Source organism: Brevundimonas naejangsanensis (assembly GCF_000635915.2).
Classification (GTDB): Bacteria; Pseudomonadota; Alphaproteobacteria; order Caulobacterales; family Caulobacteraceae; genus Brevundimonas; species Brevundimonas sanguinis.
This window is the reverse complement of the sequence record NZ_CP015614.1, coordinates 1,838,622-1,850,915: the sequence shown is the minus strand read 5'-3', so window position 1 is coordinate 1,850,915 and position 12,294 is coordinate 1,838,622. Positions and strand designations below refer to the sequence as shown.

Here is a 12,294-nt window from a genome sequence, read left to right as displayed (position 1 = left end):
TCAGACGCGCTCCAGACCGGTGATAGCGTCGGCGCGCGCCTCGACGGCGTTCATGCGCGCGGTCCAGTCGGCGGCGACCTCGGCCAGATCGGCGCCTTGGGGATACCAGGCCTTGTCCCAGACAATGGCGCCCCGTCCGAACGGCAGGGGCAGGACCGCCTTGTCCCAGCTGTTCAGTCGCATCGCCGGCTTGCACGACAGGCCGATGAACAGGACCGGGGCGCCGGACATCTTGGCCATCAGCGGCAGGCCTTCGGCCATCTGGCGCGCCGGGCCGCGCGGGCCGTCCGGCGTAATGGCCAGGCCGCCGATTTTCAGCTGTTTGAGGCCGTCGCGCAGGGCCTGAGCGCCCCCCTTGGACTGTTTGGCCTTGTCCTTGTTGGAGGAAGAGCCGCGCACGGCGGGAATGCCCAGGCGGCCCACGGCCTTGGTGAAGAACTCGCCATCGGCGCTCAGCGAAACCAGCCCCTTGACCTGCTGCGCCCGCTTCATGGGCCAGCAGACCGGAGCCAGGGCGAGGCGCGAATGCCAGAAGGCGCACAGCACGCCGCCGCCGTCGGCCCACACCTCTTCGGCGAGATGTTCGTTCTCATGCGTCCAGCGTGTGGTGGCGTAGCAGAACCGCATCCACTCGGACAAAAGCCAGGCTGCGGCGTCCTGGATGACCGGGTTGCGCAGCGGCCTCATGCGCCCGTCTCGTCAGGCAGTTCGGCCAGAGGCGGCAGGGTGTCGAACCCGGGCAAGGCCTCCGGGTCGCTGTCCAGCGACTGCTGCCGCGCCAGCCGGGCATAGAGGCCGCCGCGCGCCACCAGGGCGTCGTGGGTTCCTTCCTCGACCACGCGACCGCCGTCGACGACGTAGATGCGGTCGGCGTTCTTCACCGTCGACAGGCGGTGGGCGATCATCAGGGTGGCGCGGCCGTCCATCAGCCGCTCCAGCGCGGCCTGAACCAGGGCCTCGCTCTCGGTGTCCAGCGCGCTGGTCGCTTCGTCCAGCAGCAGGATGGGCGCGTCCTTCAGGAAGGCGCGGGCGATGGCGATGCGCTGGCGCTGGCCGCCAGACAGGCGGGCGCCGGCCTCGCCCACGCGGGTGGCGTAGCCGTCGGGCAGGGCGGCGACGAAATCGTGGGCGGCGGCGGCGCGGGCGGCCTCGACAATGTCCTTGGCGGTCGCGCCGGGGCGGCCATAGGCGATGTTGCCGGCGATGGTGTCGTCGAACAGGAAGGGCTCCTGCGTCACCAGGGCGATGTGGTCGCGCAAGGACGACAGGCTCAGCTCGCGGATGTCGCGGCCGTTCAGCGTCACCTGGCCCGCCGTCACGTCGTAGAAGCGCGGCAACAGGCTGAGGATGGTCGACTTGCCGCCGCCCGAGGGGCCGACCAGGGCGATGGTCTCGCCCGGCGCGACGTGCAGGCTGACGTCCGACAGGGTCGGGGCGGAGCCGTCCTCGTCAGCGCGATAGGCGAAGGAGACCTGCTCGAGGGCGACGGTGACGGGGCCGGGCGCGACCTGGGCGGCGTTGCTGGCCTCGCGGATCTCGGGTTCGATGTCCAGGGCGGCGAACAGGCGGCGGGCGGCGGTGAAGCCCTCGCTCAGCACCGTCGTCAGGTTCGTCACCTGGCGCAGGGCCTGACCGGCCAGCAGCAACATGCCGATGAAAGAGGCGAAGGCGCCGACCGTCATCTCGCCCTGGCTGGCGCTCCATCCGGCATAGGCCATGACGGCGGCGACGACGCCGTAGGCGACGATGTCGCTGGCCGGGCCGGAGAAGGCGCGGCTGTCGGCGCCCTTGATGACATGGCGCTGGCGGCGGTCGATGACGGTGGAGACGCGGGCTTCCTCGGCCGCCTCACGATTCTCGATCTTGATGACGCGGACGCCGTCCAGATTCTCCATCAGGGCGCTGGACAGGGCCTCGGTCTCGACCATGGCCCCGCGCGCGGCTTTGCGCGACTTCTTGCCGAAGCGGCGGATGATCCAGCTGACGACCGGCACGCCCAGCAGGACGATCAGCGTCAGCGGCAGGTCGATGAAGCCCATGGCGACGATGACGCCCAGCAGCATCAGGGCGTTCTGGGTGTAGTTGACCACGCCCGAGGTGAAGGCCTCGCGCACCAGGTTGGCGTCGAACAGGACGGAGGAGACGAACGTTCCCGAATGCTGGCTGCGCAGGCGCGACAGGTCGGCCCGGATCATGCCTGAGAACAGCTGCTTCTGGATGTCGCCGACGATGCCGTGGCCCAGCCGGTTCACCAGCGCCGCCTGGCCCGCCATGCTCAGCGAACGGATCACCGCCACGACGATGATGAACAGGGGAATGGCGATCAGCACCTTGTCCGCCGGGATGGTGACGGTCTTCCAGATGGTCACGGGCCCCTGATGCTGGCCGAACAGCAGGTCGATGGCCGGTTCCAGGAACTTCAGCAGCAGGGCCGTCAGGCCGCCTGACACGCCGGCCAGCAGCATGGAGGCGAAGAAGGCCGGCTTGTGCCGCGACAGATACTCGCGCCAGATGCGGGCGAGCAGGGGCCGCAGCGGCTCGCGGGCGTCGTCATGAGGGGCGGGAACGGTCATCGGCCTTCGGTCGAACGGCTGAGGCGTCAAGTCAAGCGGCCGCGCGCGAGAGAGACGGCCTTGGGACGGGTGACGCCGGGTGCAAACGGCGCTATCTCGCCGTCATGGGGCGCTACGATCTGACTACGCCGTTCGGCCGTTTCAAGGCGCGCTGGTCCTATTTCTGGAAGGATCACGCCTTTCTGCGCACGGCGTTCACCAACGCCCACTGGCTAGGACCGGACCTGGTGCGGACCAATCAGCCGTCGCCGCGCCAGCTGGCCTGGTGGAAGCGGCAGGGCGTCCGCACCGTCGTCAATCTGCGCGGCCAGAGGGACGAGGCCTATTACTGGCTGGAGAAGGACGCCTGCGAACGGCTGGGCCTGACCCTGATCGACGCGCCGCTGGATTCGCGCGATCCGCCGGGCAAGGACCGGGTGCGCCGGGCCAAGGCCCTGTTCCAGACGATGGAGTATCCGGCCCTGATCCACTGCAAGTCGGGCGCGGACCGGGCGGGGATGATGGCGGTCTTCTATCGCCACTTCCACCTGGGCGAGCCGATCTCGGCGGCGATGAAGGAGCTGGGCAAGCGCACCCTGCACAGCCGCGAGGGGCTGACCGGCGTGCTGGACTATACGCTCGAGAAATATGTCGCCGAGGTCGAACCCACGGGCGTCAGCTTCGAGGACTGGGTCGAAAGCGACGCCTATGATCCCAAGGCCATTCGGGCCGAGTTCAAGGCCGGCTGGTGGGGCAAGCTGGTGGTGGATCGCCTGCTGAGACGGGAATAGCTCAGCCCCACGGGCCGCCGGGCTCGGGGCCGCGAGACGGAGCCTGACGCACGGACTGCTCTTTTTTCCACCGTTTCATTTGACGGTCGTGTTCGATGCGGCGCCGCAAGGTGACCATGCAAAGCGCCAACACGGCGAGCATGGAGACCAGGCTGAAAATCTGCTGGCCGTCCAGCGACTGGCCGAAAAAGGTCAAGGTCGAGGGTCTCGATCAGCCGGGGTGATGGGGTCGTTCCAGGCGGTGTCCTGATCCTCGCCGGGACGGGGGACGTGCTTGGGGCCCCTACGCACGACCCAGACGATCGCCGCGACAGCGACCACGACCAGCAGCAGCACAATGATCGTCGGCAGCATGTGAAATCCTGTTCAAGAACAAAGGCGACTGACACGAAAGCGCATCAGCCGCCTCGACGGTTCCGGAACAGCGGCGTGATGACGCCCTGAGCGCTGGATCAGACGTCGCTGCGCGGGTCGATCAGCTTGTGCGCGTGGAGGATGAAATAGCGCATGTGGGCGTTGTCGACGGTCGCCTGGGCGCGGGCCTTCCACGCCTTCTTGGCTTCTTCATAGTTGCCGAAGGCGCCGACGAACTCGACCTGGGACAGATCGCGGAAGACCGGCTCGGCCGGGTGGCGCATCTCGCCGCCGATGACGAGGTGAAGCAGTTGGGGATCGTGAGAGTCGGCCATGGAGAGGGGGTCCATTGCGGGAGGAATGTCAGATGGCCAGCGGGATAGGCGCTGTGCGCCTTACGATCAACGGGTGAAGGGCCGGTGCTGCGCATATCAGGCTGGTTTGACGCGGATCGGGGCGATTAAAGCGCCAGGGACGGCCCATGTGGTCGCTGACCTTCGCCCCGGCCTCTTCGGCGATCAGGGCGCCGGCGCAGACGTCCCAGTCCCATTTGGGGCTGATGGCGATGGCCGCATCAAAGGCCCCGGCCGCCACCAGGGCCATGCGATAGGCCAGGGCGTTGCGTTTGGAAAAGCGCATCGGCGGCCACGGCTCGTCCCATTCGCGCGCCTCCATCAGCCGGGCGTCGGCCAGAAGCTCGGCGTCCTCCAGGTCGTCGGTGTCGGACGCGCTGATCGGCCGTCCCTTCAGGCGCGCGCCGCCGCCCAGCGTCGCCTCGAACAGCTCGTCCATCATCGGGGCGTGGATGACGGCGGCGACCGGGCGGCCGTCCTCGACCACGGCGATGGGCACGCACCACCACGGCTTGTTCTTCATGAAGGCGACCGTGCCGTCGATCGGGTCGACCACGAAGATGCGCTTCTTCGACAGGCGTTCCGTGCTGTCGGCCGTCTCTTCGGACAGCCAGCCGTAGTCGGGGCGGGCGGTCAGGAGCGTGTCGCGCAGCAGCTGATCCACCGCCAGATCGGCGCTGGTGACGGGCGAGCCGCCGTCCTTGGACCAGACCTTCAGCCCGGCCTCGCGGTGTTCGAGCGCCAGCCGGCCTGCGGCCAGCGCCGCGTCGCGGATCAGGGCGAGGTCGGCGGCCCAAAGCGCTGAAGAAGCGTCGCTCATTTGCCTGCGATCGCCACCTTGTCGAACAGCAGGGAGGGGCTGTTGAACGCGCTGCGGAACTCCAGGTCTCCCGCGCGCTGCAGCCGGGCGTAGAGGTCGATCAGATTGCCCGCCACGGTGACTTCGCTGACCGGATAGGCGCGCTGACCGTTTTCGAACCAGAAGCCGGACACGCCCGCCGACCAGTCGCCGGTGTTGCCGTTCAGCGAGGGGCCGAACATGGAGGTGATCAGCAGGCCGGTCCCGGCCTGGGCCATCAGGGCGTCCAGATCGCCTTCGCCCGGCGTCAGATGCAGGTTGTGGGTCGAGACGCCCGACGGCCCCGCCAGCCCGCGCGAGGCGTGGCCGGTGGTCTGAAGGCCCAACTGCGCCGCTGAGGCCGTGTTCAGCAGCCAGGTGGTCAGCACGCCGTCCCTGACGATCTCGCGCCGTTCGACGGCCACGCCCTCGTCGTCGAAGGGGGTGGAGCCGAGGCCGCGCGGGCGGAACGGGTCGTCGACCAGATCGACGCCGGTCGGCAGGACGCTCTGGTTCAGCTTGTCCTTCAGGAAGGAGCTGCCGCGCGCGATCGACGGGCCGGAGATGGCGCCCAGCAGCGGCGACAGCACCTGGGTGGCGACGCGGTTCTCGAAGATGACGGGGGCGGTGGTCGAGGCGATCTTGCGCGGGCCGACGCGGGCGACCGCGCGCTCGCCCGCCTTCAGGCCGATGGAGGCGGCGTCCGGCAGGTCGGACAGGTGGCGGACGGTGCGGCTTTCGCCGCCGCGCTCCATGGCGCCGTCCTTCTCGGCGATGACGCCGACGCCCAGAGAGAAGGCGCTGCCGCGATGGCGGCCGTCGAAGCCGTGCGAGGTGACGAGGCGCCACTCGCTGGCGGACCATGAGGCGTGGCCGCCTTCCGACTTGGACACGCCGGATACGGCCAGAGCCGCGGCCTCAGCTTCGGCGGCGGCCGCTTCGAGCGCTTCGGCCGAGCGTTCGGCGGGATCATAGAGGTCGAGATCGGCATGGGGCGCGGCGGCCAGCCGGTCCTGCGGCGCGAGCGAGGCGTAGGGATCTTCCGGCGCCAGCTTCGCCATGGCCACGGCGCGCTCCACCAGACGGGCGCGGGTGGCGTCGGACAGGTCAGAGGCGGACACCGTCGCCTGACGCCGCCCGATGAAGACGCGCAGGCCCAGGTCGCGGGCTTCTTCACGCTCCACGTCTTCCAGCGCGCCGTTGCGCACGCCGACGGACAGGGAAGCGCGATGGGCGGACACGGCCTCGGCCGCATCGGCGCCGGCCTTCAGCGCGGCGGAGATCAGATCGTTCAGGATGTCGGGGGAGGGCGTCTTATCGGACATGCCCCGATATGGCGGACGGAACCCGCGCCCGCAACAGCCAGACTAGAGAATGGACCAGGCGATCAGGCTGACCGCGGCCACCAGCAGGGCCAGCCAGGTCAGGATCATGCCGACCGAACGGCCCAGCGACGGCCCTTCCTGGAACAGCAGGCCCAGCGCATGAATCACCCGCCCGGCGAACAGCATCCCGCCGACCGCATGGATCAACAGGGCCGGGGCGCCGAGGAAGGCCAGCAGGATCAGGCCGCACATGCCGGCGGGGATGTATTCGGCCGCATTGGAAAAGGCGCGGGTGGCGCAGACCAGTTCGCGCACGCCGCCGTCGCCGAACTCGACCAGATGTTTGCGCCGCCGGTTCACCACCACGCCCGACAGGACCAGCAGCAGGAGGATCAGCAGTCCGCCCCACAGGGCGGCCGCTTGAATGGTCGGGATCAGGCTCACTTCTCACGCCCCACCGGATAGAGGCGATAGCGCTGGTCGTAGAAGGGCGTGCGCTCATAGAACCAGGCCAGGCGCGCATCGCCGTCGGCGGCGAAGGCGGGGTCGGCCGCTAGTTTCGCCTCGAACGCGGCCTTCAGCGCCGGATCGGCGGCCAGCATCTTTTCGGCCAGCGGGGCGATGGCGTAGGCCTCGATGTATTCGACGCGGTTCAGCACCTCGGGGAACATGCCCCAGGCGAAGAAGCTCTCGTTCGACTGCGGCTCCAGCAGCAGGATGGCGACGTCGCCCATCGGCTGATCGGTCGGCACGCGCACGGAGCCGACAGGGAAGGTCCAGTCGTGGGCCTCGGGCCGGACGTCGCTGACCGAGATCGGCACATGGCCTTCGTTGGTGCGGCCCGACACCTTGGGATCGACCAGGCGCAGCATTTCGACGGCGACGGTGCGCGGGGCGTCCAGCGTCTCCATCTGCACGCCGTGGGTGCGCAGGCGCTCGATCACGTCCTGACGATAGGACGGCACCCAATAGGCGCTCGGCCGCTTCAGCGTCAGCGTGGGGTGCGAACCGTAGAAGGGCATCTGCCAAAGTTCGGCGTCCGGCTGGCCCAGCCAGCGGATCTCGGGGCGGCCCGAGGCCACGCTGTCGAACGTCTCATAGCGGATGCCCTTGAAGGGGCGGGTGCGCGTGGGCGTCTCGTCGCTGGCGAAATTGGCGGGCAGTTCGGCGGGGCGCAGGGCGCGGTCGGCGGCGATGGCGGCGCGCAGGTCGCCGGACTTTTCAGCGAGCAGCTTCAGCGCCTGTTCGAGGAAGACGTAGGTTCCCAGCACCCGCTGTTCGTGCGGCTTCAGGCTGTGGTTCTCGATCAATATGGTCGGGATGTGGGCCGCCGAGCCCCAGCCGTTGGAGAAGCGCTCGCCCAGACCGCCGTCGTTCAGGCCCTTCTTGGGATCGCGGTCGTCGATGGCGAAGATCAGTTCGCCGGGGATGTGCCCTTGAGCCTCCAGCGCCTCGTACATGACGGGCTTGAAGGCGGCGTCCAGCCATTTGGCGATGGCCGGGCTGCGGCTCCAGACGCCGTCCTCGCCGTTGTAGCCGAAGGTGACGTCGTATTGATAATCGATGCCGTCGGTGACGTGGATGTCGACGTAGAGGTCCGGCTGATACTTGTGAATCAGGCCCATGACGGCCTGCATCTCGGCCTGATCCAGCTTCATGAAGTCGCGGTTCAGGTTCTGGTTCGTCGCCGTGTGGCGCCAGCCCTGATTGCGCGGCCCGCGCTGGTTGGGGCGGGAATACGGGCCGGTGCGCTCATGGCCGTCGACGCTCAGGATCGGGATCAGGATCAGGTTGGCCTGGTCCAGCAGGCCGTCCTTGCCGTAAAAGGCGATGTCGCGCAGCAGCATCATGCCCGCGTCCTTGCCGTCGATCTCGCCGGGATGGATCCCGGCCTGGGCCAGTAGGACGGGCTTGTTCGGATCGAAGGTCGCGCCGTCCTTGGAGGCGATCACGGCGTAGATCGGGCGCCCCTCCGGCGAGGTTCCGAACTGTTCGATGCGGATCAGGTCGCTGGCGGCGTCCAGCTTGTCGAACCAAGCGCGGGTGTCGGCGTAGGTCGGCGAGAAGTCATGCGCCGCATCGGCCTCGAAGCCCGTGACCCAGGGGTCGGCGGCGTCGCGCAACAGGGCGCGGCTAGGGCCGTTCCAGGCAGGCGCAGGCGGAAGGAAGGCCTGATCCCACGGCGCGACATTGGGCAGGGCCGATGGGGGCGTCTGGGACATGGCGGGACTCGCAAGCAGAAGGGCGGCGGCGAACAGCAGACAGGAGCGCATGCGCTTTGGTGGGCCGAATGGTCCGATGAGGCAAGCTTTCAGCCCTCTCCCACCGGGAGAAGTCAGCTATTTCCAGATCGGAGTCTTGTCGCCCGGCAGGCCCAGGCGATCCCAGATGTCGTTGACCCGTTCGATCACATCCTCGTCCATGCGGATTTCCTCGCCCCATTCGCGCTTGGTCTCGGGCTCCCACTTGTCGGTGGCGTCCAGACCGATCTTGGAGCCCAGGCCGCTCTCGGGGCTGGCGAAGTCCAGGTAGTCGATGGGGGTGTTCTCGATGACGGTGATGTCGCGCGCCGGGTCCATCTTGGTCGAGACGGCCCACATGACGTCTTTCCAGTCGCGAGCGTTGATGTCGTCGTCCACGACGATGATCCACTTGGTGTACATGAACTGGCGCAGATAGCTCCAGCAGCCCATCATCACCCGCTTGGCGTGGCCCGGATAGGCCTTCTTCATCGACACCACGGCGATGCGATAGCTGCATCCCTCGGGCGGCAGCCAGAAGTCGGTGATCTCGGGGAACTGCTGCCGGATCAGGGGAATGAAGACCTCGTTCAGCGCCTCGCCCAGTACGCTCGGCTCATCCGGCGGACGGCCGGTGAAGGTGGTCAGATAGATGGGGTCTTTCCGCATGGTGATAGCCGTCACCTGGAAGACCGGGAACTTCTCGACCGAATTGTAGTAGCCGGTGTGGTCGCCGTAGGGGCCCTCGTCCTCGAACTCGTCCAGCAGGACGTGGCCCTCCAGCACGATCTCGGCGTTGGCCGGGACCATCAACGGTACGGTCTTGCACGGAACCAGCTCGGCCTTGGAGCCGCGCATCAGGCCGGCGAACTGATACTCCGACAGGGTCTCCGGCACCGGGGTCACGGCGGCCAGGATGGTCCCCGGATCGGCGCCCAGAACGACGGCGCAGGGCAGGGGCTCGCGCTTGCCCGCCTTCTTGTGCCGGGCGTAGTGCTGGGCCCCGCCGCGATGGGCCAGCCAGCGCATGATCGCCTTGTCCTTGCCCAGCACCTGCATCCGATAGATGCCCAGGTTGAAGTCGTCCTCGCGGTCGTCCGACGGCCCCTTGGTGACGACCAGACCCCAGGTGATCAGCGGCGCGGGCTCGCCGGGCCAGCAGCCCTGAATGGGCAGGGCGGTCAGGTCGATCTGATCGCCTTTCAGCACCACCTCCTGCACCGGAGCCTTCTTCACCGTCTTGGGCCGCATGGACATGACGGTCTGGGCCAGGGGCAGCATCTCCATCGCGTCGGAGAATCCGCGCGGCGGCGTCGGGTTGCGCAGGAAGGCCAGCAGTTCGCCGACTTCGCGCAGCTCGCCCGCCGTGGTGCGTTGCTTGCCCTCCAGCGTCACGCCCATGGCGACCCGCTTCACCGTGCCGAACAGGTTGGCCAGGCAGGGGATGGGGCTGATCGAGCCGTCGGGCATGACCGGCTTCTCGAACAGCACCGCCGGGCCGCCATTCCGAAGAAGGCGGGTCTGGATCTCGGTCATCTCCAGGGTGGTGGAGACGGGCTCCGACACGCGGACCAGTTCGCCGTCGGCTTCGAGGGTCGCAAGAAAATCGCGCAGGGACTTGTAGGCCATGCGCTGACGCTTAGGCGGCAATCGCCCGTCTGTCACGCCATGCGCGCGTCAATAGACCGGGACGTCGGACACCAGCGCCCACACCGGCAGGCGAAGGGCGCGAGTGGCGGCTTCGATGCCGGCGGAATCCAGATGCTGGCGGCCCGCCTCGACCCGTCGCAGGGCCTCGGGCGTCAGGTTCAGGGCGGCGGCGAGATCGGACGAAGCGACGCCCCGCTGATCTCGCCAGCGCCGAATACGGGCGCCGATGACGGCGTCGACCGGGTCAATGTTAGGGAACCCCAGAACCGAACCCATCCTTCGCCTCCCGACGCCCTGATCAGATGGCGCTGTCAGACGGCATCCTTATCCCATTGGAAGGCGGCGTCCAGCCAGTCGCCCAGGCGCCCGTCGGGACGGGCCAGGGCGTGGATGCGCGCCATCTCCTCCGCCGACAGCTCGAAGTCGAAGATGTCGAAATTCTCGGCGGCGCGGGTTTCCTTGGCGGTGCGCGGAATGGCGATCACGCCCTGCTGGATGATCCAGCGCAGCGTCACCTGGCCATGGGTCTTGCCGTGCGCCTTGGCGATGTCGCCGATCACGGCGTCGTCGGCGATCTGGCCCTGAGCCAGCGGCGACCAGGCGGTGATGGAAGAGCCGAGCTCGCGCGCCGTCTCGATCAGCGTCTTCTGCGACAGATAGGGGTGATACTCGACCTGGTTGGTGATCAGCGGCGCCGTCGACAGGGCGGCCGCTTGGCGGAATAGGGCTGAAGGGAAGTTGGACAAGCCGATGTGGCGGGTGAACCCCTTCTCCTGCGCCTCGTTCAGGGCGCCGATGGTCTCATCCAGAGCGGGCGTCGGCTTGGGCCAGTGCAGCAGCAGAAGGTCGGGCGTCAGGCCCAGGCTGAGCGCCGATTCCTCGGCCTGACGCAGCAGGGCGTCGCGATGGAAATGCTCGACCCAGATCTTGGTGGTGACGAAGATGTCGTCGCGCGTGACGATCCCTTCGGCCACGGCGTCGGCGATGCCGTCGCCGACCGTCTTCTCGTTCTTGTAGATCCAGGCGGTGTCGATGTGGCGATAGCCGATGCGCAGGGCCTCGCGCACCATGCGGCGGGCGTCGTCGGGCTCCAGTTGCCAGGTGCCGAAGCCCAGCAGCGGAATCTCCACGCCCGAGGCGGTGACGGTCGGCTGGTTGGAATAGGGCATGGGAGGCTCCGCGAGATTCAGGAGCCTTCGATATAGGCGCCCGCTCGGGCGTCGCCATTGTCCAGCCAGTGGAAAATCCGGTCCTTCAGCGGCTCCATCCCCTCGCGGAAGGCTCCCTCGTGACCGATGCGACGCGCGCCGAAGTCGCTGGGGGCGTGGACGCTGATCAGGGCGGGCTAACCGTCTAGGCGATGGACGCCGCGTCAGATCAAGGCTTGGCGGGTTCGGCGGCGGTGGTTGGGCCCAGAGCAAGGACGCCGTCGAAGGCGCCGTTCTCGTACGGCTGGACGATCACACCCCGTACAGCCGCGTCGTAAGACATAGGCAAGGGGGCCGGGCCGCAGCCGTCGCGGCGGCAGTTCCAGGATGTTCCGCCCTGCTGAACGACGTAGAGGCTCAGGACCTCGGCAGGCGGCAGGTGCACGACGGCCGGAATCAGGTTCATGCGCTCGATCGTTTTCCGTTGCGCGTGGATGTTGCCGACCAGAACCAGCATCCGGCTATCGGGCGCCTTGCGGGCGGCGGTCGCCAGTCGGTGGGCCATGTCCAGGTCGTAATAGGACTGGCTGAAGCCCTGAACGCGCGGGCTGTCGGGCGCAAAGGCGACGACCTTGAGGCTGGGCGTCTCACGTTTCATCGCCCGCAGGCGCAGCAGCAGGTCCAGCATGGCGACGCTGCCGCGCCCGTCGTGGTGGACGAAGGGACCATGCGGATAGGCGGCCAGGATCGCGCGTGCGGCTTGCTCGGTTTCGGCCGCCATGAAGGCGTCCAGCATCGGCTGCATGCCTTCTGAGAATTCGAGCGCGACCGTCACCGGCCCCTTGTCCCGCGCCGCGCAGACCAGATCGGCGAAGGCGGCGGGGGTCTCGGTCGTGCCGTGCATCTCGCCGACGACGACGTAACGGATCTCGTCCTTCCACAGGGCCTCGACGCCGGGAATGGGCGCACAGGCGGAAGGCGCAGCAAGGGCGGCGGCGGCTAGCAAAGTCGCGATCATGGCGTCTTCCTCATGTGGGCGCTGA

The 12,294-nt window shown here is 68.1% G+C and carries 14 protein-coding genes; 1 reads left to right on the top strand and 13 read right to left on the bottom strand.

What is annotated here, in order from left to right; all coding sequences use genetic code 11:
• Positions 1-687: a lysophospholipid acyltransferase family protein gene (locus DA69_RS08765; RefSeq protein ID WP_025978348.1), complete on the bottom strand. Its 687-nt coding sequence runs from the start codon at positions 685-687 to the stop codon at positions 1-3.
• Positions 684-2,573 carry an ABC transporter ATP-binding protein gene (locus tag DA69_RS08760; RefSeq protein ID WP_025978347.1) on the bottom strand — a complete coding sequence of 630 codons (1,890 nt, stop codon included), beginning with the start codon at positions 2,571-2,573 and terminating at the stop codon, positions 684-686. Before DA69_RS08760 ends, DA69_RS08765 begins: the two co-directional genes overlap by 4 nt.
• Before the next feature lie 104 nt (positions 2,574-2,677).
• Between DA69_RS08760 and DA69_RS08755 the strand changes: the two genes are divergently transcribed.
• Positions 2,678-3,343 carry a fused DSP-PTPase phosphatase/NAD kinase-like protein gene (locus DA69_RS08755; RefSeq protein ID WP_025978346.1) on the top strand — a complete coding sequence of 222 codons (666 nt, stop codon included), beginning with the start codon at positions 2,678-2,680 and terminating at the stop codon, positions 3,341-3,343.
• Position 3,344: 1 nt separating this feature from the next.
• On the opposite strand, the gene DA69_RS08750 is transcribed toward DA69_RS08755, so the two are convergent.
• The 11 genes from DA69_RS08750 to DA69_RS08705 form a co-directional block, all read right to left on the bottom strand.
• The gene (locus DA69_RS08750; protein ID WP_025978345.1) at positions 3,345-3,539 is read right to left on the bottom strand and encodes a hypothetical protein; all 195 of its coding nucleotides are present in this window, start codon (positions 3,537-3,539) and stop codon (positions 3,345-3,347) included.
• The gene (locus DA69_RS14705; protein ID WP_167309442.1) at positions 3,536-3,697 is read right to left on the bottom strand and encodes a hypothetical protein; all 162 of its coding nucleotides are present in this window, start codon (positions 3,695-3,697) and stop codon (positions 3,536-3,538) included. Before DA69_RS14705 ends, DA69_RS08750 begins: the two co-directional genes overlap by 4 nt.
• Before the next feature lie 98 nt (positions 3,698-3,795).
• The gene (locus DA69_RS08745) at positions 3,796-4,047 is read right to left on the bottom strand and encodes a DUF4170 domain-containing protein (protein ID WP_035302662.1); all 252 of its coding nucleotides are present in this window, start codon (positions 4,045-4,047) and stop codon (positions 3,796-3,798) included.
• A 13-nt stretch (positions 4,048-4,060) separates the two neighbouring features.
• Positions 4,061-4,870, bottom strand: coding sequence for a 3'(2'),5'-bisphosphate nucleotidase CysQ (locus DA69_RS08740; protein WP_025978343.1), 810 nt, complete (start codon positions 4,868-4,870; stop codon positions 4,061-4,063).
• Positions 4,867-6,213 carry a TldD/PmbA family protein gene (locus tag DA69_RS08735; RefSeq protein ID WP_025978342.1) on the bottom strand — a complete coding sequence of 449 codons (1,347 nt, stop codon included), beginning with the start codon at positions 6,211-6,213 and terminating at the stop codon, positions 4,867-4,869. The genes DA69_RS08740 and DA69_RS08735 overlap by 4 nt, the downstream gene beginning before the upstream one ends.
• A 42-nt stretch (positions 6,214-6,255) precedes the next feature.
• Positions 6,256-6,657, bottom strand: coding sequence for an MAPEG family protein (locus DA69_RS08730; protein ID WP_025978341.1), 402 nt, complete (start codon positions 6,655-6,657; stop codon positions 6,256-6,258).
• Complete coding sequence (locus DA69_RS08725; RefSeq protein WP_419177552.1) at positions 6,654-8,435, bottom strand: M14 family metallopeptidase; 1,782 nt, start codon at positions 8,433-8,435, stop codon at positions 6,654-6,656. The genes DA69_RS08730 and DA69_RS08725 overlap by 4 nt, the downstream gene beginning before the upstream one ends.
• 117 nt (positions 8,436-8,552) lie before the next feature.
• Complete coding sequence (locus tag DA69_RS08720) at positions 8,553-10,082, bottom strand: UbiD family decarboxylase (RefSeq protein WP_025978339.1); 1,530 nt, start codon at positions 10,080-10,082, stop codon at positions 8,553-8,555.
• Between the two features lie 48 nt (positions 10,083-10,130).
• Positions 10,131-10,379: a helix-turn-helix domain-containing protein gene (locus DA69_RS08715; RefSeq protein WP_025978338.1), complete on the bottom strand. Its 249-nt coding sequence runs from the start codon at positions 10,377-10,379 to the stop codon at positions 10,131-10,133.
• A gap of 35 nt (positions 10,380-10,414) precedes the next feature.
• On the bottom strand, positions 10,415-11,272 hold the full coding sequence (locus DA69_RS08710) for an aldo/keto reductase (RefSeq protein ID WP_025978337.1): 858 nt from the start codon (positions 11,270-11,272) through the stop codon (positions 10,415-10,417).
• A 208-nt stretch (positions 11,273-11,480) separates the two neighbouring features.
• Entirely contained in the window at positions 11,481-12,269 is a 789-nt protein-coding gene (locus DA69_RS08705) for a hypothetical protein (protein WP_025978336.1), read from the bottom strand.
• Positions 12,270-12,294: the final 25 nt, after the last annotated feature.

Coding starts and splice junctions, on each gene's coding strand:
- DA69_RS08765 (WP_025978348.1), bottom strand. CDS start 687: ATGAGGCCGCTGCGCAACCCGGTCATCCAGGACGCCGCAGCCTGGCTT.
- DA69_RS08760 (WP_025978347.1), bottom strand. CDS start 2,573: ATGACCGTTCCCGCCCCTCATGACGACGCCCGCGAGCCGCTGCGGCCC.
- DA69_RS08755 (WP_025978346.1), top strand. CDS start 2,678: ATGGGGCGCTACGATCTGACTACGCCGTTCGGCCGTTTCAAGGCGCGC.
- DA69_RS14705 (WP_167309442.1), bottom strand. CDS start 3,697: ATGCTGCCGACGATCATTGTGCTGCTGCTGGTCGTGGTCGCTGTCGCG.
- DA69_RS08745 (WP_035302662.1), bottom strand. CDS start 4,047: ATGGACCCCCTCTCCATGGCCGACTCTCACGATCCCCAACTGCTTCAC.
- DA69_RS08740 (WP_025978343.1), bottom strand. CDS start 4,870: ATGAGCGACGCTTCTTCAGCGCTTTGGGCCGCCGACCTCGCCCTGATC.
- DA69_RS08735 (WP_025978342.1), bottom strand. CDS start 6,213: ATGTCCGATAAGACGCCCTCCCCCGACATCCTGAACGATCTGATCTCC.
- DA69_RS08725 (WP_419177552.1), bottom strand. CDS start 8,435: ATGTCCCAGACGCCCCCATCGGCCCTGCCCAATGTCGCGCCGTGGGAT.
- DA69_RS08720 (WP_025978339.1), bottom strand. CDS start 10,082: ATGGCCTACAAGTCCCTGCGCGATTTTCTTGCGACCCTCGAAGCCGAC.
- DA69_RS08715 (WP_025978338.1), bottom strand. CDS start 10,379: ATGGGTTCGGTTCTGGGGTTCCCTAACATTGACCCGGTCGACGCCGTC.
- DA69_RS08710 (WP_025978337.1), bottom strand. CDS start 11,272: ATGCCCTATTCCAACCAGCCGACCGTCACCGCCTCGGGCGTGGAGATT.
- DA69_RS08705 (WP_025978336.1), bottom strand. CDS start 12,269: ATGATCGCGACTTTGCTAGCCGCCGCCGCCCTTGCTGCGCCTTCCGCC.